Source organism: Sporosarcina cyprini, assembly GCF_022048975.1.
Lineage (GTDB): Bacteria > Bacillota > Bacilli > Bacillales_A > Planococcaceae > Sporosarcina > Sporosarcina cyprini.
Genome location: NZ_JAKMHX010000024.1, coordinates 61,738 through 83,944, shown reverse-complemented (window position 1 = coordinate 83,944; position 22,207 = coordinate 61,738). Strand labels below are relative to the sequence as shown.

The window sequence follows — 22,207 nt, the reverse complement described above, 5'->3', positions numbered from 1 at the left end:
TGGTTCTAAAGTTTACTTCTCTTTCACTAAAGTAGAAGAGCAAGTAGCGAAAGTGTTATGGAAAAGTATTCCTCAGAGTGAGGAAGTCCTTCTATATTCGTCCTATACTAAAAATAGTTCCAAGCACATAAGTGGGGGCTCAATATAACTAGTTGGAGGAGATCTTATCTATGCCAGATTATTTCTAATGAGGTGTACTCCATGAAGAAGAAATTCGTTATTTTGTTTTCGATTATTTTTCTTGCAAGCGCTGGAACGATCTACGCAAATATCAACTCAGCTCAGATGATTTCACAGTGGTATGAGAAATCATTCAAAGAAAAGAGTGAAAGTGTAGGAGCTGAAACCGCGACTGCGTTGATTCGGATGCTGAGTGAACATCGGATGTTTGTTAAGGAAATGAACACTGCCTTGGAAACGGCGATTGCCGTACACCGTGACAGGACGACTGGCGACACGACGACTGGGATTGAAGACTACAAGAATGCTCTCATTAGAGACATGAACACAACGTCAGACGAACTGAAAAAAGAAACCTTTGAAGAATACGTCACAAACCGCAATATCGAGGAAGAAATCCAACTGGAATTCGAATCGATTCTGCAAGAAGTATTAAGCGAGTGAGCACATGTTTTACCAAATAAAATGGATGAAAAAGGGGACAGTCACATGTTGAAAAAAGCAAAAGGAAAAGTAATCGCAGGAACATTGGTAGTCGGACTTGTAGCAGGCGGAGGAGCAGTACTTGGAGCAACGGACGCAGGAGCGAATCTAAAGGCTTGGTATGATGCGCAGTTTGGGAAGGCGAGTAACAAGATAACAGAAGAAGTAGGCAGCTATGGTAATAGCAAAATTGAAGGTTTGACGGCAGAATATAATGGTCTCAAAGCAGAAGCAACCTCCAAGATTAATAGCAGAGGAGAGTCTGTTGGAGATACCACCAAGAAAAATGTTAAAGAGCAAAGCGATAAACATATTGATGCGATAAAGGAACAGAAAGCACATATTGAAACTTATTTAAGCGGGCAGTTTGATAGCCTTGCCCAATTTGCAAATGGATTAATTGAACAGTCTGGAAAAGATGCTTGGATATACGCGGAAAGTGATTTGAAGAAACATGCGGGGGATGCAGGAAAAGCAGCAGGTGAAAAGATGGAAGCAGATATTAAAGCAACGACGGCAGCTGCGCTAAAGGATTTGGAAGACACAATTAGATGGGCCAAGGAGGATCTTCAAGCGAAATTGGATAAGGAAACGGACCTAACAATCGAAGAAATTAAAGCAATGATTGATGCGAAGATTGTGGAGCTTCGAGGCAAAGTAACGGCCTTGAACAATAAGTTAGTGATGGAGCAAGACAAAATAATTACGATGAATGGCAAAATGCTTCTACTTGAAGCCCAAGCTCAATTAGATGCATTAGTCAACGGAATGAACAAGTAATCACCAAACGAGGGACCTTCTATGAAGAGGGTCCTTCTTGGGTATGAAAGGAAAGAGGAAAATGAAAAAGACTAACGAAACCCTGAAAAGAGTACTTCTATTATCAGCTGTCCTCCTTGTCACCGTGGCCCTCGGGAGCGGAATGAATAAAGTATGGGCCAATCAGGATATTCAGAGTCTACTGACCAACTGGTTCCATGGGAAAAAGACTGAATCCATTCAGCAGCTTGAACAAGCAATCACTAGTGAAAAAGAGCTGTTAATGGAAGAGTTGAGAGCGGCCTTGCAGGAAGAGATGAAAAAAGCGGAGGAAGAACTGGCTCGATACACAGAAGAAGAGACAGCAAAGCGGGTGCAGGAACTTCAAGATTACGCGGCCGGTCTAATGGCGAATATACAGATTGATACAACAACAAAGAAAGCAGAAATTTCAGCTGATCTCGACGCAGCCCTTGTGCAAGCGATGGGACAGTTGAATGGATCCGGCGGCGTGTGTACACCGAAAACAACACCACCAACACCAGCACCAATACCGGGTGAAGGCCAAGGAAATCCAGCTGACACGGATGAAGAAACAGCGGAGCCAGAAACGGAAGGGACAGAAACCGATTCATCTGAAGAGGCGAAATACGAGGCGCAGCAGCGAGAAAATGAATCCACAGAAGAGACAGAAGCTCCTTCCGTTCGACCGGAGGAAGAAGCAGAAATCTTGCCTTCAATAGAGGAGAAGGAAGAGAAGGATTCAACTATTGAAGTCGATATAAAAGATGAATTGAAACTAGACTAAATAACAAGCCAGAGAAAACCGTGTTGACCCTGATTAGGGTTAACGCGGTTTTTTGGGGGGGCGAATAAAGAATCGAACAACCTGTGATAACCGGAAAACAAGCAGGCATGTGAATGCACCGGCTGCATCCAAAAGAACATCATATCCGGAAGCGGTTCTTCCGCCTGTTAATGACTGATGAAATTCATCCGCTATGGCAATAAACACTGTGCCAAGAAGGGCAAAGAGAGTCCGGAATCGAGAAGATGGGAGAGCGAAATAAACACTGATAGCTAGCAGTCCGAAAGTGAAGAAGTGGGCTGCTTTTCTCACTAGAAATTCGACAAAGTAATAATAGCCACGCTCCTCCACGGAGACAATTCTGCCCCAATACGGTATTTGTAAATGAGACAGTAAGCCTTCTAGCGGTTTATTCGGGAGCCATTGTTTTAAGGTAGGAACGATGGTTTGCTGCTCATACGATTGACCGGATGAAAAAAAGAGGAGTAACAGGATTGCTAAAACGAATAAGTATTTTTTCATAAGTTGACTGTACCATATTTAGATACATTTTTGAAAATCAGTTACAACTTGATAGAGAAGTGTGACAGGTAGGCAAGATACATTGGGATTTGGAAACCTGGGAGTCAAAAAAGTTAGTTTGAAAAGACCTAATACATTTCCATTCGTTTTCATATAATTAGTTCTATTTTCATGGTATATTGAGAGTGGATAGATACTTGGATTGATTTACATATTGTTACACGGAACAAGAGTTAGGTGCCCGTTTAATTGATTGATAACGGGCGTGGATCGTGTTAGTAAACTAAATTTATTTAAAGGAGAGGGAAGTATGTACCGAAGAAGAATAGGATCCGCAATCATTTTTGTGTTCAGCTTACTAGCACTTGGACTTCTGGCGCCATCAACGACAGTGGCGGCAAATACTCTGGATACCTACAAGAAGGAAGAACAAAAGTTGCTGACAGAGGAACGTAAATTGTCCCAACAAATAGAACATGATCAATCCAAGCTCGATTCGTTACTGCGTGAAAGCAAGACAATTTCGCTAAACGCGCAAAAAGTGCGTGTAGAATTGGACGCGATACAAGCAAAATTGACAGAGCAAAGAAAACAAGTCTCTTCACTGAATCAGAAAATCAAAGAGTATAGAAAAAAGAACAAGGCGTTAGCAAGTGGAACGAAACAGCAAAAAGCAAAATACCAAAGGGAACTAGCTACCCTGCAAACAGACTATAAAAAAGTACAAGCAAAAGTGGAATCACTTGTAAAAGAAAGAGAACGAATCAACCAGCGATACACTGCGATTAAAAAGAAAGTAGAACAAAATCGAAATTCCATTACCAAGTCTCGCAATAGTCTCACTGCCAATAAAGGAAGAGCCGGGCAGATTGCGTCGAATCTTTCAAAAGTGAAGAATCAAATTCTTACGGAAGAAGCATTGATTGCTAGTAAACTTCCCGCTGGAGCCAAACCATCCAACTCTCAAGATACTTCAAATGCAAAGGAACCTGAATCGACTGGGGGTGCACCTGTATCATCTGGGTCACAAATGAAAGACAACTATGCAATTGATGCAGCAACGTTGACGGAGAAAGAAAAAGAACTCGCTAAGTTGATAAATGACTATCGTATCTCACTAGGTCTCAAGCCTTTACCGATCTCCAAATCATTGACCACGGTGGCGCGCACTCATGTAGTCGATTCAAATCAATACGCTCCAGAAAAAAATATGGATGTCCGGGGAGTGAAATGTAATCTACACAGCTGGTCCAGCAATGGGAAATGGAGTGATGTGTGTTATACGCCGGATCATGAGTACGCGAAACGCATGTGGGACAAGCCGAAAGAATTAACGAGTTATCCTGGAAATGGCTATGAAATTTCAGTTTATTATAGTGCAGAAATGAGCCCATCCATCGCCCTTAAAGCATGGCAGGGATCGCCTGGGCATAATAATGTCATCATTGGTGATGGGGCTTGGTCCAATTTATCGACTATGGGTATCGGGATTCATGGGAACTATGCACACGTTTGGTTTGGAAAAGAATCAGATCCTGCTGGGGAGATGAAGTGATGTAGCTCATTTTATTATGTAGTTTGATTGGAGGATTTAAAATGAAGAGAATGCTACTCTCAGTTGTATTCATAGTCCTACTTGCAGTGCCATCCATAATGGCTCCAATTTCTGCAGAGGCTAAAGTGAAAACATTTAATGATGTTCAAGCAACGCACGCGAACTACACAGAGATCATGGAGATGGCTAACAAGGGGATTATTAGTGGGTATCCTGATGGGACATTCAAACCAAACCAAAAAATTTCCCGTAAGCATGTGGCAACATTACTTTCACGTGCATTTCCAGAAAAACCAGTTCGTTTGTATCGTGCGGAGGATTTAAATAAAAGCGACCCTTACTACAACGATATCATGCGTGCACTGGGAAGCGACTGGCTACGAACGACTTCCACGTTTAAGGTTCGTCCGAATGACAATATGACACGTGGTGAAATGGCTATCGCATTAGGCGCCCTATTGCCTGACGACATGTATAAGGCGGGTTCGAAGAAGGTTTAAAGACGTTACGGGGCGTTACGAATACGAAGTTACCAAGATTGTAGCTGCCGGAATTGCAAATGGTTATCCAGACGATACATTCAAACCGGATGAGCCGTTAACTCGCGCTCACTATACGACTTTCATGTATCGCACGCTAGACTACTTAGCAAAGAATCCAGAGGCTAATGAATACGCAAAGAACCCATTATATTCGAACGCTTACATCATTAAGTTTCCTATGTTTGAGCTTCCTAATCCGAAAGGTCAAACCTATGAGGCGGCACAAGCGTTGATGAAGAAGTATAAAGATGCGATGCCTAGAGGTTCTTTCTGGGGCTTATATTCGACTGAATCTGAGATGTCGTACAACTCGATGCTTACACAAACAAGCAAAGCATCCGGTGTGTCTAAAGAAAGAGTTGCCGAAATGATAGATCAGGCAGCAAAGACAGGAGAAGTTATGAAATTCAAAGGAACGAATGGAAAATCATATTTCCTATTTATCCAATTTAGAACTTCCTCGGTGATGATCGGAGAAGATCACCTTAAATAAGTTGTACTATACTTTGGTCATGTCTGTATTTACAACTACCGGGAGAACAGCTTTTGCGGAAAATGCGACTAGGATTGATAAGATTGGAAACGTCATGTTGAGACCGGTAACTTCGCACATGTCAGTCTCGCATGTGCGCATTATCAAGTGTAATCTGGGCTTACTCCTTCACCCTCTACGAAATATGTACCGTGTGTGAAACCTGTAGATGGTGAAGGAGGGGTAAGCGGTAAGTAAAGATAGATTGATGAGCAAACAGAAACATAAAAAGTGCAGGCATGGCTAATAGTAGCATGCTTGCACTTTTTTATATGGTCTCATAGTGGTTTGTTCATAAGCCGTTGTTTCAAAGTAGGCAAAATGGTTTGCTGCACATACGTTTGACCAGATGAAAAAAAGAGGAGAGCCAAGATTGCTATAGCGAACACGTATTTTCTCATAATATGTCTTTACCATAGTAGGACACGACTTTAATAAACCTATATTCCTTCCTTGTGGGAAGAGGTGAAGAGTGATTCCGCAGATGGAACGGATGAAGGTCAAAAGGTGACCGAACGGAAGCTACTTCCGTTCGCCCTTAGGTGGAAGAATGAAGACCAGTGTCATAATAGAAACGGATAGAGTAAACGATTCAAAGACCGAATAGAATGGGAAATGAAATTTAGAAGAACCCACTTGACTAGTCATTATTAATAGCCAAGTGGGTTCTCACTTAAAATGATATTATTGTAATTCTCTATTCCCCCCAAACAACCGCTCCCACTCCTTCTCCACATCCCTCTCAAGCGCCTGCAAATCAATCCCTTTCTCCTTATACAGACTGCGCACTTCAAGAAGTCCGCTAAATGCTAACCTCGACCAGGCAACCATATTGAGCCGAGTGGCGAACAGAAGAGGGTTTCCTCCCGAGCGTAAGCCAGCATCAGTACCATCCAGCAGGCAAAGAGTGCCGTGTCCGACGAGGAGCATTCGTCTCAGTTCGGGTTTGCTGCCAATCGGTATGGACTCTTTCCAGCTTCTTTTGTGATAGAACTTGCTTTTCAGTGCCCATGCTAGGCGAATGGCTAATTCGTTGAAAATGACGGGAATCGCCATGGTGATTCCGAAACGGGCATCGTAGCCCGATTCGAAAACTGCGGTTGAAAACTCCGCAAATGTTTTACTTTGGCCGTTTACTTGGATAGAGCCAAAATCGCATAATTGGAACAGGGAGTAGAAGGGAATTGGAATGCCGGCACCCCGCCTTCCGTCCATATGTCCTCTCGTGCCGCTGGAGCCTGCAATGTCAGACATGAGGTGGCCCAGCCAGTTGGCAAACCCGCAGTACAGCTTGGCGATAAAGTTTCCGCCCCTCAGTTCAAATGTATCTGATCCTTCGATTGGCTGAAGGCGAATGATACGGCCGTCTGCTATGAAGCTGGCCTTTCCAGTGAACTGGTCCAGGATGGAGAAAAAGAGGCCAATGATGTCTGGCGAGTGGCCTAACGATTTTAGATGGTGGTCGCTCGGCCGCATGTTTAGCGTTGCATTCCCCATATGTAAGTCCGCTGCATAGCGAGCATCGTAGTTCACTTTGAATCTGCGTTCTAAGTATCCGATGGCTTGGGCTATATTTTCAGGTTCCGTCCGAAGCTGCGCACCGCCGTTTTTATCTGAACGCCAGACGGTTTTGGCAAACTTCACTACGACGTTGTCCACTTGCTGATCGGTCCATTTTCCTAATTTACTGTCGCCTGGTATGCCTACGAAAATGCTGTCAATCAAACCGGCGACTGCCCCACAAGAAGCGGCGATGATATAGTCGTATTTATCACAATTAGGGGAAGCCATTTTGTAATCTTCCCTGATTTGGCGGGTGAGTTCAGCTTTTTCCTTTGTGCTTAATAACTGATCGAACGGATCTTGTCGTGTATCGATTCCACGAGCAGACCCAAAGCCTTCCATCTTCGCGAGGAAGTCTTTCCATGCCTCATGATCTGAAGTTTCTACAGTATCTAATCGTTCATAGTTGTGCCAATTCAATTCAGCGAATTTAGGAGTTGCTACGGGTTCAATCAACTGGTCATTGGCTAGTTGCCCGGCTCGTCTTAATAGATCGTCTAAGGCGTCACTTTGCGCGTCTTGCAGTTCACTGAGCTGTTGTAGATCATCTTGGACATGTCCGATCACTTGCCCAGCCTGATCCGCCATATGTTTCTGAACGAGCAGCACTTTTGCACTCTCATCAATTGCTTTCGAAGACAAATGATTGTTTTTCATCCGCATCACCTAAATAAGTTTTTCGCTTTTGTCGTAGCGCTTGCAAAAACAGCCTGTGTTACTTTATTGTATTCGATTTCTGTAAAGCAATTGTGGAGGCTTTCCACTTCAGAGAGTGTAAGCCCTTCACGTAAAGTGAATTCAGGTTTTATTGTAGATTGTTCATTGCCTTGGACAACAGGTAACGCTTCGTAACAGGACAGTATGAATTGGCGGACTTTCTCGAGTGTCGGTTTGTTCGTTAAGCCCATGAGCCGGTCCATATCTAATTTTGGAGGCAATTTTGTAATTACCTGTTCGATTTGAGATGTATTTTGCTTTTCCGCACTCATTTGAGCCCCTCTGCTTAACATGTCGAGCATTTTGGACAACTGCTGGATCTTCTCGGAATTCTCATTGCTTTTTTTCATTTCCACCATTAATTGCTGTGTGATCGCATTAATGTCCTCGATTAAATAGGAGAGGGACTTTTGCGAATTGCGGATGATGGCCTGTAACATGAATTCCCGCTGTTTATTGTTCTCTAAATCACTGATGCCGCTCACTTTCTTTAATCCGTGATAGGTGCCGACGCCTAATATGACGAGTGTCCCGATCCCAGTGAACATGCTAGAGAATCCAAGAAGCCCTCCCATCCCCATAGCCGCAAGGCCTGACGTGATGCCCGCCGCACTTAATCCGACAACGGATCCGGAAAAGTAGATAGCCGCCATCGGCAATCCTACGGCCACAGCTTTAGCGGACAGGTCCTTCATCGACTTTTTAATTTGGGAATCATTTTTACGATGCTTCAGGATATCCTCATCATTTTTGATGGCGGCGATAATCAATTCGATTTCCTCAGTGGTAATACAGAGTGAACGGGCTAGCTCAGTTAAAAACGAGTTTTGGGTCCACTCCTGGATGTTATGCTGTGTTCCAAATATGTAGAGGATATCTTTAAATAAAGACTTGCTTAAAATCTCGAAGCTGCCTTCTTCAACAGTATCTTGTAGTGCAGTAAGCAATTCTTCGGTAGATAACATATTTTCCACATGACTCAAATAACTTCTGATTTCCAGCCGCCTCGATGAACTGAGTTCAATCCGGGAAAGAAGGGAGATGATTTCGGTGTATTCATAGACATCGATGGTTTGATCATCAGAATAGGCAAAGTTTGCGACAAGTTTAATGTAATTCACCTTAATCTCCTCGGTCATCTCGGAAAGAGGGGTGATTTGTGATGTATTCACAAAGTCTTTGCCGTTTTCCGCCACTGCCAATATGCCGTTGATCAATTCCGCAAAGCCTTGCAAGTTAACATTCAGTAAAAGGGATGTTAAGTCGTGCGTAGTGCCATCCTTCATGATCGCTTCCACTTGTTCAACACGCTTCAGTTTCCCAAAGCTTCCTGCCTTTTCAAAAGTCGAATAGGAAACGGACTCAATCGAGGCGTATTCCAATTTGAGAGGCTTCTCAAAGGCGGTCTTTAAATAAACGGCAGCACCCAGAAATAAGCAGCCTTCTTTTCCAGATGAAAGAATGGATGTGTCCTGGAGGGCAACAACGTGTTCCAAATTCACGTCTTGTGCATAAGAAGTGATAGCGCCGTTTAGTTTTTTGTCTGGGATGGAGGGTGCTGTATACGTACTATTTCCTAAGAGATCGATATGCTCTTTAATGTATTTCTGAATGGACATTTGGTCCTCCTAAATGATTGATTTTTATTATTCTTTTCAATTATACATACAAATGAAGTTAATGTGATTTGTACAGGCATTCAGACTTAGGTGTCTCTTCCAATTGTCCAAATCGAGAAGTTGGAAGTAATGAAAACCACTTGGCCAAGCGTAGCAACCAAGTGGTTTTAAACAATTAATCCAAATACAAATTACTCCCCAAGCTTATAAAGTCGATTATACGCCTCATGTGAAACAGCCAAATAAACCGACCGATCATGGCCAATCAACAAGTTACTGTCAGCTTCCTCATCCACATTCGGAAGTGTGTATTTCTGCAACATGTGGCCGTCGCCTGTAAAGGTAATAATCGTATCAGCGGAATTGTACAGTTTCCAGATGCTGTACAAAGTGCCGTTTGCATCAACCGTGAGAGCGGCTTGGCCGAAGTCGTCTGTATTTTCATATGTCCAAGCAGTTTGCCCATTTGGATTAAGAGCTGCAATTTTGTTATGTCCAGCGACATACAGCAGTCCATTCGGGCAGGCAATGATAGATGACAAGGTGGTTGGTTCGACTGCATCGCTGCGCCACTTCTCCTTGCCGTCCGGAGTAATAGCCACGATACCACCGTTTGAGATGTGATCATCTGCTTCGAGTGCGAAATAGGTCGCTGCGATGTAAACCGTACCGTCCGGGCCAAGTGATAAGGTGCCGTCATATGCTTTTGTTTGAGTTACCCATTTCGTTGTGCCATTTGGCGCAAGGGTAAACAGATTGCCGGTGCGTCCCAGCATATAGATTGTTCCGTTTTCGGCGACAACCGGATAACGGCTGGCAGCGGATCGTGAGTCTTCGTCGATCGCGCGGCTCCATGCTTCTTTTCCGTCAGGCTGGATAGCTGCAACCTTCAGTCCTTCTCCGACAAATGGCGTGTAGGTGGCGATGACACGTCCTTCGCTATCCAGCGTGAGCGATCCATTCACGCCTAATTTCTTTTCCCATTTCATTTTTCCGCTCGGAGAGAATGCGAATAGAGACACGTCTCCATACGCGTAAATCGTTCCGTCTTTCCCGATAACTGGGGAAGCTTTTCCTGATCCGATCGTGCGCTCCCATAGCAGTTTTCCGTTCGGATCAATGGCGTACAGCTTGCCAGCCTCGCTCGGGTCGTATAAAAATCCTTCTTGCACATACAGCGTGCCATCCCTGCCGATGACAGGCGAGTGGGTCAAAGTGAAAAGTGAGCCAGGTGCCCGGTCATAGTCGAAGGAAATATGCCACGCTTCCTTGAATTTCGCCGGCCCGCTGAATCGGGACAAACGATTCCAGGCAGTAGCGGTTGGTTGAACTGCTGTCGTGTCAAAGCCGTTCGCAAGCCCGGTGCCTGATCTGAACGGAGGCACGTTGAGCGGTTTAGAATCTGTTGCTACTTCGTCCTTTTCAGCCGAGTCTGCAGGTTTTGAGATGCCGAGATTCGACAGGCGCTGGAAGAAGGCGGCTGCATGGGCACGCGTGATCGTACCATTCGGATCGTATTGGTCAAGTTTTGAACCTGTGCCAGTACGTCCTGTCGTGATGCCCTGTTCATACATCCAGTCCACGATATCCGCAAGATTGCCTTCCACGCCATTGAGTTTTCCCAATATCTCCGCGTACAGACCGCGAGTGGCGGGTTCGTTCCGCTTTTGAAGGGTTTGATATCCTTTAAGCGGCAGCCCATATTGTTTCGCTGCGGCATAGTAAGAATCTGACCAATGCTTTTGATTGGCAACGGCCGACACTTCATCATTCAAAAAATAGCGGAAGGTAATCGCGACTAGCTGCGCTTCTGTCAATTTAGAATTCGGCTTGTATGAGCCATCCGCATATCCCTTCACAAGCCCGTTCGCATGGGCCCACATAATGGCGTCGGAAGCCCAGTGGGATGCGGGAACATCTTTGAAAGGCGCTTTTTGCGCTTTCGCGGTTACAGATGTGAATAAAAAAGGAATGAGCAATAAAACCAGGAATCTTCTTAATTTCAAGGGACCTCCTCCTTATGAATAAAAATACGTACATACTGTACCATGATTTATAGGGAGGAATCCTCTGTTGATTTCACTATTATTAAACAGTTAGTTCTATATTTTTATCTTGTTTATAGTCAAATAGTCACTTAGATTTCAAATGAAGCGACAGTATAATTAGCATATAAAAATACGAAGGAGGCACACCACTTGAAAGGAAGGATCGCAGGGATCATCGCAATCGCACTGTTAGTCGGCGGTTGTGCGAAAGAAACAGCAGAGAAGGAAATAGCAACGAAGCCATCCGTTGAGAAAGTAGAAGCGGCAGTCACCGAAAGCAGGGACATGACGAATGAGGCAGACTTATACACGGAAGGGACAGTCCTGCCGGCACGCTTAGTTTGGGAAAGCGAATCGCGGCTGTTCAATACAAATCAGGCTATGCTGTTTAGTGACAGCAAAGAGGAAGGCGGCAAGAATTATTTGCTCGACGAAGTGACCGATGGCGAATCGAAAATCACTTCATTGACGGTAGATGGCGATTGGGTGTATTACATGAAAGGCAATGCGCTTTGGAAAGTGAAGCGCAACGGGCGGGATAAGCAGGAATTGCGGATTGAGGATGGAAAAGAGCATTTAATCATGACATACCTGGCGTATCAAGACCATCTGTATTTCATCAGCAAAGAAAGATTGGCAGACAATGCCTCTGCAGATGTGCTCATGCGCATGGACAGCAATGGCGGGAAACTAACGACGCTTTTTGATGATCCAGCAGAGGGGATCATCAATGACATTTATATTCGCGATGGACAGCTCTACTTTACAACAACGCAGCTGAAAGGGTCATCCTATGTTACCTTCCTGCATACAATCGATGTGGAAACGGGAGGGCTAGCAACTGTTATGGAAGTGAGCGAGCTATCTTCCTATCAAATCGTCGGGGACTGGGTATATTTTATTGAGAACGAACGACTGTTTAAACGGAAGCTGGACGGAACGAAAAAACTTCATTTGCTGGAAGATCCAGTTGTAAACTTCGTTATCTATGACAACCGGATGATTTTGCAGCAACCGCAAGGTGTATACATAACGATAGGATCGAAAACACTCGACGGCATGCCCATCACGGCAGTTGAGGCCAAGGCGGCTTTTATCAGCCCGCATTCAACAGGAGTTAACTATTTGTTGCTCAATGGCGATCAATTTGATTTGTATGGGATTGATTATGAAGACATTGACGAACCGGAGTCCGATGTCGCTTGGGATGACCTTGCAGATGATGATTTCCACGCCCAGCTCTATAGCATCTATGACGAATTGCTAGCAAGACGCGATTCATTTACTATCGCGGAGATGGAGGAAGAGGAATCCACCCGCTTAACGGGCGGCGATAATTACTTCGACAATGGCCATATCCTCGGGGCGACTAAGACGTTGCTGTATGCGATGATCAACTTGGACGCAGAACTGCTTCGCAGCATTACCGTAGATGAAAACGACATGAAAAAACTGGCGGCCTACGGAGTGAATTTCGAAAAACGTGGACAGCCGTACGGCGGGTATGCAGGATACCGTGTGAAGGCAGTGGACGAAGATACGATCCACGTCGAGCAAGGGGATATCGAGGTGGATATCACTTTCAAGCTCATTGGCGATACGTATTATTTTGAGGACATGACAGGGACGAGATTGATGGTCGTCCCACCTAAGTATTAATAATTAGAAAGGACTTCATCTAGATAATTGGATGAAGTCCTTTCTAATTTCCTTTATAATGAAAATACCAATGGATAATAGTTTCACTATCAAGAATGATATGATACTATAGTAATAATATAGTTCATCTTTTATAGTCCGTTTTTACTACTACATGTGAGGTGCAGATCCATGGAGAAAGAAGAATTGAGGAGCTTACAACAAAAAGCATCCCAACTACGGGTGGAAGGAAAATATAAAGAAGCAATTGAATGTAGCAATGAACTTCTTGAGCAAGGGCTCGCATGGGAGGATCACAAATCTGTCTTAACAGCTTATATCATCCTGGCCGCCTCTTATTATTGCCTGGGTGACATTTCGGAAGCTTTCCATGTCATCGATCTCTATTTGGAATATGTCGCGGATCATGGAGATAGAAATGACCATTTAAATGGATTTAATATCTTGTTTTTATTGTACGAGCATAACAAAGAATATGGTAAAGCGAAGGATACACTGGAAAAGGTCATTTCATTAGGAATCGAGCTGGGCCATTACAATATTGTCAGTAATGCTTACAGTAATTACAGTTCGGTGTATGCATCAGAAGGCGATTATGCATCCGCATTAGAACAGGCACTCCACGGGTGGGAAGCAGCCAAAAAGCATGAACCGGTAACGCCCATACTGGAATACCGAGTGAAATTGAATGTTGTGAACGCACACATCGGACTGAACCAATTGGATGAAGCGGGCCGAATGGTAGAGGAGATGGTGAACAGCCCGTTGCTCGATTCCTTCCCGCGGGAAAAGGCGCAAACATTTGACCTGTACGGCCGGTACTGGATGGCGAAGGAAGAATACCTCGAAGCCCTTCATGCGTTGAATAAGTCAAAGGAAGTGGCGGAAGAAATCAGTGATACGAAATTACTGAAGAACATCCAGAACAAGAGGATGGAACTGTGCAAGCTGACCGGAGACATGGAGCTCGGTTACAAGGTGCAGCAGGAATATATCGAGCTGCTGCAGGACATTCGCGAGCATGAAATCGCATTGACGGTGGCCCGGATGGAAGTGAAGCACAGCCTGGCAGAAATGGAGAAAAAGGTCCACCTCGATTATTTGACTGGCCTGTACAATCGCCGCTATATGGAAGTGACTGCGAACGAATGGCTGCAAAATGCGGTCCAGACAAAGGAAAGCATTGTCTGCATTGCGCTCGATCTCGACAATCTCAAGACGATGAACGACACATATGGTCACCTCTTCGGGGATAACGTCATTAAAGAAATGGGAAGGGCCTGCCGGCAACAACTGCGGAATTCAGACTTAATGGCACGTTTTGGCGGCGACGAGTTCGTCATCTTTTTGCGCCATATGCTAGTAGAGGACGGCCATCGAAAGGCGCAGCAATTAATCAAAGCGATTCAAGAGCTGAACATCAAGGCAGATGGCGTGTCCATCCCGATCACCTGCAGCATCGGAATCGCAGATAATCAGCACGGCCATATTTCAACATTCGATGAATTGTTCCATCTCGCAGACCAGGCACTGTATCAGGCAAAGCAGGAAGGGAAGAACCGGATTTGTTTGGTGTGAAATAGAATTTCTCCATACGACTAAACAGTTCAACTTAAAAAAAGCATCCCGCCAGTGGCTGGGATGCTTTTGCCTCTTACTTCAAATCAATTGTAACTTGATGTTTTTCTTCGAAATTATCGTCTTCCCAAGAGAAAATATAAAGGATCATTTCAAGATTTTCCTCAAGCGCAGGCAGGTCGCCATCGTAGTTCTGGATCGTAAGAACTGCGTCAGCCTTCTTGCCACCCGACACTTCTGTGCTCATGTTCAGCATCGAGTCATCTACCATTTTTCCATCAGCGGATACTTCCCGAGCTTGGACTTCAATCGTATCTTCCCGTTTATTTTCTACTTCAAAGTTTACGAGAAACTTTTCTTCGTCCCATTCTTTGTCCACTACTTTTTCTACATTCAGTAATGTTACCTTTACATTCTCAGTATCTGCGATGGCTTGATTCAATTCTTTCTTTTGATTGTCATCTGCAGCTTCATCCGTTGCTTCGGTCTTCTGTGTTTTTTCTTCCCCTGAAGCGGATTTGATCTCTTTTTCCGAAGAGCTCGATGTGCTGCTACAAGCCCCAAGCAAGAGCAATAGAGCAACCAAGGATAGACTGATAAGTTTCTTCATTTGTACCACTCCTATGTATGTTTTACGCATTTCTTCTATGTAAATGCCTTCTAATTTTAGTGAATAAAGCTAGTGTTGGCAAACGTAATTATTGTCGGCAATGCATATTGTTTCCTGCTGTATTAATTAAAATAAACGCCTAATTTTCCTCTTTTTTCTATTTCTACTACCCCCAGTAATCAATTCATGATAAAATGCTCGTTTGGTTGTAGTGACCGTCGTCATGCCGAACGTAATTATCAATGCAGATTTTATTATTGGTGATCATGTCATTTTGAACACGGGGTGCGTTGTTGAGCATGATTGTTTTGTCGGAGATTTTGTTCATATCTCACGACTAGCTTTTATTAATGGTGGAGTTTAGGATGGCGAAGGTTCACATATTGGGGTAGGTGTGTCTATTATTCCTGTGGTTCAAATTGGTCGATGAGCGACTGTAGGAGTGGGGACTTCGGCGATTGAAAATAATAGCAAACGAGTAACAGCGGTTGGAAATCCGTCTAGAGTGATAAAGAGAGAAGGATGAAAATTGACGAATCGAATTTTACCCTCTCCCCCTCAGATGAGTGGAAAGGAACAAAAATACATAAGTGAATCATTCAAAGTTGTGTTTGAAAGATATGTGTAAGCTATAGGGAACATTGAAGGCGTCAAATTTATATCGGAATTGGAAGAGACTTATTCGAATCGATGGCTGACGGTCTTGACGTTGGATCAAGGCGTGATTCAGGTAAACCCTTACGAATTGCATAAGAAACGGGAAGCCGCTATTAGATTGGCTTCCCGCTATTATGTTAATTAAAATAGCAACTCCTCAATCCCCCAAGGATACTCCGTAATCAACTCAGTCCCATCTTCTGTAAGAATAACCGTATCAGAATGCCTGAATCCTCCTACACCAGGTACATAAATCCCAGGTTCTACGCAGAAGACCATTCCCTTTTCCAAGACTAATTGGTTATCAAATCGAAGCGAAGGCTCTTCGTGTAAACCAATTCCAATGCCGTGGCCCGTGCGATGATTCATATATTTTTCGAGGCCGGCATCTGCGATGATTTGGCGTGCTATTTCATTTACTTCGCTTGCCAGCATGCCGATTTTGATTTGCTTCAAGGCTTCCGCTTGTGCTTTTACAGCAATGGAAAATATGTTTCTTTGGTCTTTTGTCGGCTCTCCGAGGAAAAATGTCCTTTCGCATTCAGCCCGATAGCCATTGAATCCCACTTGTCTGCTGTGAATCACAATATCATTTTTCTCTAATTTCCTAGTGTTTGAAAATACATGGGGCATGTTCGTCCGTTTCACGCCGGAAGGGGACATTGCGAAAAAATCCAGTGTGGAATTAGGATGTTTTCTTGCTACCTCTTGAAAAAGAGCGGTATTCCCGAACTGGTCCAGTTCGATTTCTGTTATTCCTTCCTTTGCATTCTCTAAGGAGTTTTTTAAGGCTAAGCTTACTAGCCGGCCTGCTTCTCGAATTAGCTTTAGTTCTTCATCGTCTTTGGTAAATCGCATTTCTGCAATGTGCCTATCTACATTTACTAACGTAAAGCCGTTATCAGCCAAGATGTTCCTGAGTATTACCGGACAGGACGAATACTCTACACCGACGTGGCAGTGTTGCGGGAAATGTGCGATCAGTTTTACGAAGTAATCCAAGTAAGATTCCCCTTCGACTGATGCTAGTTTTGTTTCATGATATACATATAGGTTTTCAATAGCTGTTTTATCCTTGGCATGTTCTTCTTCTAGAGAGGGGATGACCAGATACGTTTCCCTCTGGTCCATACCAAGCACAATGGGGCGAGAGTAGGTTATTGCCTTCAGTCCGGAAAAGTAAAATTGGTTTTCGAAATTCATGATAATCGCTGCATCGATTCCTAATTTGGGAAAGTCATTTCTAAGTTTCTGTACTCTATTGTTAAACATCAAATCTTCCTTTCTGAATTAAACTGATTGTGGTTGTAGTTTGTTTCTTGTTGCGAGTGTTACAATAACCAATGCCAGGATAGCGACCGGGATTGAGATCAAAGCGCTATTGATGCCGAGTGGATTCCCCGCAAACTCCCAGCCTAGAGTTGTCAAAACTCCAATTATCATCGAAGTGATTCCTGCTTGCTTTGTGACACTCGGCCATATGAAGACAGCCAGCAACGCGGGGGTTATGCCTGCCCCATATACCGTGTAGGAATACATTTGAATCGCCAAGACGGAAGGGAAGAAAGTCGTTAATACAAACGCAATAAGCCCGAGTACAGGTATTAGTATTTTTGTAAAGAGTAACTTCTGTTTATCTGTGGAGTTTTTATTAATATATTTTCCGTAAATATCATATGTAACGTTCGTAGCTGCGGACAGTAAGTATGAGTTGCCAGTCGTTACAATGAATGCAGTAACAGCTGCTATTAGTAAGCCGCCAATAAAAGTTGGGATTACTAACGTAGTTGCGATCAATGCCATGCCCGGGTCAATATCAGGAAAGATTGCTCTTGAGCTGAATGCAATCACAGCTACGAGTGGTGTGGAAATGAGCATGCCGATAATCCACCCAGTTGTACCGATTTTAGTCGTGCTGTCACTTTTTGAAGCTGATATCCTTTGGTACATATTTTGATCACCCAGTAATAAAAAGAGAACAGGTATATAAAAGCCTAAGAATTGAAGGGGAGTCAGGCTGCCCAAAAGATTTAAGTTTTCAGTAGGAACAGCTGACGTGATTTCACTCCAGCCACCGCCTACTGAAATGACAATAGGGACTGCAATAATGAGACCAATCAAGATTAAAAAGGCACTAAACGCATCGGTAGGAGCAACAGACATAAGCCCTCCAATTGTAGCTAAGAAAATAATGATGGCCGCTCCTATCAATGTTCCAGTTTCTACGGAAACACCAGTAGAAACATGGAGGATGAAACCGACTCCTTTAAATTGATAAGATACAATACCGACATAGGCCAAAATAATAATGATGGCTGCGGCCATGCTTGCAAACTTTCCGTATTTTACTTCCAGTATTTCTGAAATTGTATATTTCCCGTAATTTCTAATTTTAGATGAGATAAGAAACAATACGACTATGCCGATTAGCGAAGGTAAAACATAACCGACGGCAGGCCATAATCCATACGAATACGCGATCGAGTTCGGTCCCCCAGTAACTGTTCCACTTCCTACCCAAGTCGCTAGCAACGTACCCATCAACACGACAGGCCCCAGCGATTTTCCTGCCAATATGAAGTCATCACTTGTTGATACTTTTTTTGAATACACAATCCCCAAGATGATCATGAAAATGCCATAGCCGATTACATACCACAATAAATTGGGGTTAAAGTCCATTCCCATATCCATTCCTCCTTTTGTATGCGCTACCATTTCGACTGAATAATTGCTTACTATTCTTAAAAATTAGTTTATGTTATATTGATTAATATTACCAATTCGATTTTTATTGATTATTAATACGAAAAACGACTTAGTGGAGGTCATTATGGAAATTCGTCAACTCATGTACTTTGTTGCAGTTGCGGAGGAATTGCATTTTGGGAAGGCGGCGAAGAGGTTAGGCATGACGCAGCCGCCATTAAGCCAGCAGATAAAGAAGTTAGAGGAATATCTAGAGGTGGAATTATTTTATCGCACCAAGCGAAAAGTGGCGCTTACTGAAGCAGGGCGGTATTTCTATCGTGAAACAATGAAGATAAACACCGACCTAAACGCAGCCATTCAAAACACGAAGTTAATCAACAGTGGCATGCTGGGGTCGTTGAAAATTGGATTTGGTCCCGATTATGGCACTTTGACGAAAATCCTTAAAATGTACGAACAAAAATATCCGGACGTCCAAATACAATTGGAACAAATGCCAACGTCCGAACAATTAATCGCTTTGGACAAAAAGGAAATACACATCGGTCTTCTTCCTGGACCGATCGAAAGAAAAAACATTCAATCGAATGTGGTAGCTGAATATCCATATCAAGTCGTCCTCCCGATCAACCATCCATTAGCTAAAGAAATAGAAGGAATTGATTTGTTACAACTGAAAGATGAAAATTTCATCATGACACCACGTGAAATTGGCCCGGCATACTATGATGCCATTATCAACATCTGTAATACGGCAGGCTTTAATCCTCATATCAGAAAGAAAACCCATGAACTGCAAACTATCCTACCTCTTGTTGCAGCCAATATGGGTATAGCGATTGTCCCAGCGTTAATAAGTTATTTTAATAGAGGGGAAGTGGTGTTCCTGCCAATTCGGAATTGTGATGTCACAATGAAGAACTGTATTGCTTGGAATACAGAAGCGCGTTTGCCGATTGTTGATTTGTTTATTGAGATGGTGGGGGAGATATAAATAGTGGGAAGGGTTCGACCTTCTCAGATCGAAAAAATTATATATACTATACTTCTATAGCAATTAATCTCTTTGTGAGATTGTAAAAACTTGCAAATCTACATTAGAATGCTAACCAAAAAGCCTGCATTTAGTTATTTTTGCAGGCTGTATATATCTTTTCTTGTTACCCCATGTACTTCATTTCCTTTCAATCGGCAACTCCTCAATTACTTCCTTCGTAACCGCCAAAAATTGTTCAGTGGCAGCTGTTTTTATACTATTTTTCAAGGTAACTAAATTTAGCTTGGCTTCAATAGTTGGATTTGTAAGTCTCACGAGTGGCGGCAGTTTGAAGTAGTTGATATTCCGAAAGAGAGAGGGGGCGAAGGCAATCCCCAGATTCTCATAAACCATGTTCAGCATAGGAAATGTCTCAGTTCCCCAATAGATGACATTTGGTGTGAAGCCTGCTGCATCGCAGCCCTCTAATATGAAGTCTGAAATACCATAGCCAAGTGTTGTGTGGGGCATGAGGAAGTTCTCTCCCTCCAGTTCTTTTAATTCCACCGTTTCTTTGTCTGCTAACGGATGCTCAGGTGGCAATGCCACATAAAGTGGCTCTGATAAAAGAGCGGTTGTATGGAAGTCTTTTTTGTCAAAGATGTTTCGAACGAGCCCGATATCCATCTTATGGAGACGCAATTGTTCCAAGATGAATGCAGTATTGCCTTCAAAGACACGTGTTGTAATGCGAATGCCTCGTTCGTTCAAGCGTTTGACGACTTCAGGGATAATCGTGATGTTGGCGATCGTGGAACAGCCAATGGTTACAGTACCATGCCGGACGGAGTCGTATTCGGCTACCTCTTTCTTAATTTCCATCGAAGATAATAGCAGTTCTTTCCCTCGCTCATAAAGAAAAAGCCCAGTTTCCGTTAAGGTCAACCTTTTGCCGTTTCGGCTGAATAGCTCTACGCCTAGTTCCTCTTCCAATTTGCGAATTGCGATGCTAAGGGGAGGTTGTGTCATGTTGAGAGATATGGCGGCCTTTGAAACAGAGCCTGATTCAACCACTTTTACAAAGTATCTTAACTTTTCTAGATCCATCGGACACCCCTCTTATATATAAAAGATATATATTTCAGTCTTATTATATATTTTACATGTAACCGTTTGCAATATAAAATTCTAATAAGTATCAATATTGCTCATTGATTCAATTGATGAACTAGGAGGAAATCACATGAAATTATTTAAGAGTCTTAAAGTGTTGACCCTTGGTGTGTTGGTAATGGGGATGGCTGCATGCTCAAATACAGGTGGAAAAGTGGAATCAGCTGATAATTATCCATCACGAGCCATTTCATTGACCATCCCATATGCAGCAGGGGGAAGTGCTGATCTGCAGGCAAGGATTGTGAGTGAAGTTGTTCAGAAAGATCTTGGTGAAACGGTAAATATTATTTCGAAACCGGGTGGAGCTGGTTCTACTGGAATGACTGCCGTAAAGTCAGCAAAGCCGGATGGCTATAATATCATTCTAACAGCGGTTGGACCTTCCACGCTCACCCCGAATGCCAACAATGTCGGGTATGACGTGACAACGGATTTTAAGCAGATTGCTCAGATTTCTGAAGCTCCATATGGTATTGCGGTGAATTCAGATTCTGGAATTAAAACATTGGAAGAGTTGATGAATTTCGCTCATGAGAAAAAAGTGACCTATGGAACGACAGGTGCAGGCCTTCATCAGCACGTGGTGACAGCTGCATTCGTAAAGAGTCAGGGTGATCTCGATATGGAGCATATTCCCTTTGAAGGCGGTGCCGAAGCTGTAACTGCGTTGCTTGGCAACCATATCAATGCTTCAGTGAATACGATTTCCGAATTGCTTCCCCACGACGGCAATGGTCTTACGATCTTAGCGGTAACCTCTAAAGAGCGATTGGAGGAATTGCCGGATGTGCCTACCTTTGAGGAGCTAGGCTATGATTTGATCGGGAATGGGGCATGGTTCGGGATGATGGCGCCGAAAGATACGCCGGACGATATTATTTCCAAGTTGGATGAAAGCATCCGAAAGGCGCTTGAAGATCCAGGTGTAATAGAACAGTTTAAAAAAGCTGGTATCCCAATTGCGTACTTAAATGCTGAAGACTTTACAAAGAAAGTGAAAGACGAGAACGAAAAAAATAAAGAAGTAGTTACATCGCTGAACGACTGATGAGGAGGGTGTGACGATGAGGAAAGAGATAGTAGATATTTCGGCGGGGGGAATCCTGTTGCTGTTTTCAGTAGCGGGGTTCTTGATGGCCAACCAACTAGGGAACGGACAGCCATATGGGCCGGACTTCTTTCCCAAACTTATTTTGGCCCTCTTGGCAATTGCATCTGTGTTCCTTGTGACAGGCGCAGCTTTTCGAATGAGACAAGAGGCCGGCCCCTCTCCGACTCAATTTGACCGTGCAGCTATCGGTAAAATCCTTGCATTGATTGTGGTTCTCATTGCTTATATCCTATTATTCTCTGTGACTGGATTCATTATATCCACCATTCTGTTCTTGCTGGTGGCTCAGTGGATTTTTGGAATCCGCAAAATTTTGTTGCTCGGTACCGTCTCTATTGTTGTACCAGTGGTGCTATACATAGTGTTCACTATGGCATTTAAAATTCCATTACCTTAAATA

The 22,207-nt window shown here is 43.5% G+C and carries 19 protein-coding genes and 1 pseudogene; 12 read left to right on the top strand and 8 right to left on the bottom strand.

Going from position 1 to position 22,207, the window contains the following annotated elements:
- Positions 1 to 201 precede the first annotated feature (201 nt).
- The 3 genes from L7D49_RS10145 to L7D49_RS10135 all read left to right on the top strand — a co-directional run bounded on the left by L7D49_RS10145 (position 202) and on the right by L7D49_RS10135 (position 2,230).
- On the top strand, positions 202 to 624 hold the full coding sequence (locus L7D49_RS10145; protein WP_238080721.1) for a hypothetical protein: 423 nt from the start codon (positions 202 to 204) through the stop codon (positions 622 to 624).
- Between the two features lie 48 nt (positions 625 to 672).
- Positions 673 to 1,443 carry a hypothetical protein gene (locus L7D49_RS10140; protein ID WP_238080720.1) on the top strand — a complete coding sequence of 257 codons (771 nt, stop codon included), beginning with the start codon at positions 673 to 675 and terminating at the stop codon, positions 1,441 to 1,443.
- A gap of 61 nt (positions 1,444 to 1,504) precedes the next feature.
- Positions 1,505 to 2,230 (top strand): hypothetical protein, encoded by a 726-nt coding sequence (locus L7D49_RS10135; RefSeq protein WP_238080719.1) that lies wholly within the window; start codon positions 1,505 to 1,507, stop codon positions 2,228 to 2,230.
- 39 nt (positions 2,231 to 2,269) lie between these two features.
- Here the strand turns inward: L7D49_RS10135 and L7D49_RS10130 are convergent, their stop codons facing one another.
- A complete protein-coding gene (locus L7D49_RS10130) occupies positions 2,270 to 2,752 on the bottom strand; it encodes a VanZ family protein (RefSeq protein ID WP_238080718.1) in 483 nt (160 codons plus the stop codon).
- A gap of 310 nt (positions 2,753 to 3,062) precedes the next feature.
- Here L7D49_RS10130 and L7D49_RS10125 point away from each other — a divergent pair, with 310 nt between their 5' ends.
- The 4 genes and pseudogenes from L7D49_RS10125 to L7D49_RS10115 all read left to right on the top strand — a co-directional run bounded on the left by L7D49_RS10125 (position 3,063) and on the right by L7D49_RS10115 (position 5,342).
- Complete coding sequence (locus L7D49_RS10125) at positions 3,063 to 4,307, top strand: CAP domain-containing protein (protein WP_238080717.1); 1,245 nt, start codon at positions 3,063 to 3,065, stop codon at positions 4,305 to 4,307.
- A 41-nt stretch (positions 4,308 to 4,348) separates the two neighbouring features.
- Complete coding sequence (locus tag L7D49_RS10120) at positions 4,349 to 4,807, top strand: S-layer homology domain-containing protein (RefSeq protein WP_238080716.1); 459 nt, start codon at positions 4,349 to 4,351, stop codon at positions 4,805 to 4,807.
- Positions 4,770 to 4,865: pseudogene (locus L7D49_RS20435) on the top strand (hypothetical protein); the annotation flags it as partial. The gene L7D49_RS10120 and the pseudogene L7D49_RS20435, both read left to right, overlap by 38 nt.
- Positions 4,866 to 5,078: 213 nt before the next feature.
- Positions 5,079 to 5,342, top strand: a complete 264-nt coding sequence (locus L7D49_RS10115) for a hypothetical protein (RefSeq protein WP_238080715.1) — start codon at positions 5,079 to 5,081, stop codon at positions 5,340 to 5,342.
- 723 nt (positions 5,343 to 6,065) lie between these two features.
- On the opposite strand, the gene L7D49_RS10110 is transcribed toward L7D49_RS10115, so the two are convergent.
- From L7D49_RS10110 to L7D49_RS10100, 3 genes are all read right to left on the bottom strand, one after another.
- Positions 6,066 to 7,601, bottom strand: a complete 1,536-nt coding sequence (locus L7D49_RS10110; RefSeq protein WP_238080714.1) for a hypothetical protein — start codon at positions 7,599 to 7,601, stop codon at positions 6,066 to 6,068.
- 5 nt (positions 7,602 to 7,606) lie between these two features.
- Complete coding sequence (locus tag L7D49_RS10105; protein WP_238080713.1) at positions 7,607 to 9,280, bottom strand: hypothetical protein; 1,674 nt, start codon at positions 9,278 to 9,280, stop codon at positions 7,607 to 7,609.
- 191 nt (positions 9,281 to 9,471) lie between these two features.
- The gene (locus L7D49_RS10100) at positions 9,472 to 11,286 is read right to left on the bottom strand and encodes an outer membrane protein assembly factor BamB family protein (RefSeq protein WP_238080712.1); all 1,815 of its coding nucleotides are present in this window, start codon (positions 11,284 to 11,286) and stop codon (positions 9,472 to 9,474) included.
- 192 nt (positions 11,287 to 11,478) lie between these two features.
- On the opposite strand from L7D49_RS10100, the gene L7D49_RS10095 reads away from it, so the two are divergent.
- Together L7D49_RS10095 and L7D49_RS10090 are read left to right on the top strand one after the other, a co-directional pair.
- Complete coding sequence (locus tag L7D49_RS10095) at positions 11,479 to 12,987, top strand: DUF5050 domain-containing protein (RefSeq protein ID WP_238080711.1); 1,509 nt, start codon at positions 11,479 to 11,481, stop codon at positions 12,985 to 12,987.
- Between the two features lie 171 nt (positions 12,988 to 13,158).
- The gene (locus tag L7D49_RS10090) at positions 13,159 to 14,565 is read left to right on the top strand and encodes a tetratricopeptide repeat-containing diguanylate cyclase (RefSeq protein WP_238080710.1); all 1,407 of its coding nucleotides are present in this window, start codon (positions 13,159 to 13,161) and stop codon (positions 14,563 to 14,565) included.
- A gap of 76 nt (positions 14,566 to 14,641) precedes the next feature.
- Here L7D49_RS10090 and L7D49_RS10085 read toward each other — a convergent pair whose 3' ends face one another.
- The 3 genes from L7D49_RS10085 to L7D49_RS10075 all read right to left on the bottom strand — a co-directional run bounded on the left by L7D49_RS10085 (position 14,642) and on the right by L7D49_RS10075 (position 18,520).
- Positions 14,642 to 15,175 carry a hypothetical protein gene (locus L7D49_RS10085; protein ID WP_238080709.1) on the bottom strand — a complete coding sequence of 178 codons (534 nt, stop codon included), beginning with the start codon at positions 15,173 to 15,175 and terminating at the stop codon, positions 14,642 to 14,644.
- 798 nt (positions 15,176 to 15,973) lie between these two features.
- Entirely contained in the window at positions 15,974 to 17,104 is a 1,131-nt protein-coding gene (locus tag L7D49_RS10080) for a M24 family metallopeptidase (RefSeq protein WP_238080708.1), read from the bottom strand.
- An 18-nt stretch (positions 17,105 to 17,122) separates the two neighbouring features.
- Entirely contained in the window at positions 17,123 to 18,520 is a 1,398-nt protein-coding gene (locus L7D49_RS10075) for a sodium:solute symporter family protein (RefSeq protein ID WP_238080707.1), read from the bottom strand.
- Between the two features lie 145 nt (positions 18,521 to 18,665).
- Between L7D49_RS10075 and L7D49_RS10070 the strand changes: the two genes are divergently transcribed.
- On the top strand, positions 18,666 to 19,538 hold the full coding sequence (locus L7D49_RS10070; protein WP_238080706.1) for a LysR family transcriptional regulator: 873 nt from the start codon (positions 18,666 to 18,668) through the stop codon (positions 19,536 to 19,538).
- A 180-nt stretch (positions 19,539 to 19,718) separates the two neighbouring features.
- On the opposite strand, the gene L7D49_RS10065 is transcribed toward L7D49_RS10070, so the two are convergent.
- Positions 19,719 to 20,627, bottom strand: coding sequence for a LysR family transcriptional regulator (locus tag L7D49_RS10065; protein WP_238080705.1), 909 nt, complete (start codon positions 20,625 to 20,627; stop codon positions 19,719 to 19,721).
- Between the two features lie 136 nt (positions 20,628 to 20,763).
- Here L7D49_RS10065 and L7D49_RS10060 point away from each other — a divergent pair, with 136 nt between their 5' ends.
- Positions 20,764 to 21,744 carry a Bug family tripartite tricarboxylate transporter substrate binding protein gene (locus L7D49_RS10060; protein ID WP_238080704.1) on the top strand — a complete coding sequence of 327 codons (981 nt, stop codon included), beginning with the start codon at positions 20,764 to 20,766 and terminating at the stop codon, positions 21,742 to 21,744.
- A 16-nt stretch (positions 21,745 to 21,760) separates the two neighbouring features.
- Complete coding sequence (locus tag L7D49_RS10055) at positions 21,761 to 22,204, top strand: tripartite tricarboxylate transporter TctB family protein (protein WP_238080703.1); 444 nt, start codon at positions 21,761 to 21,763, stop codon at positions 22,202 to 22,204.
- Positions 22,205 to 22,207: the final 3 nt, after the last annotated feature.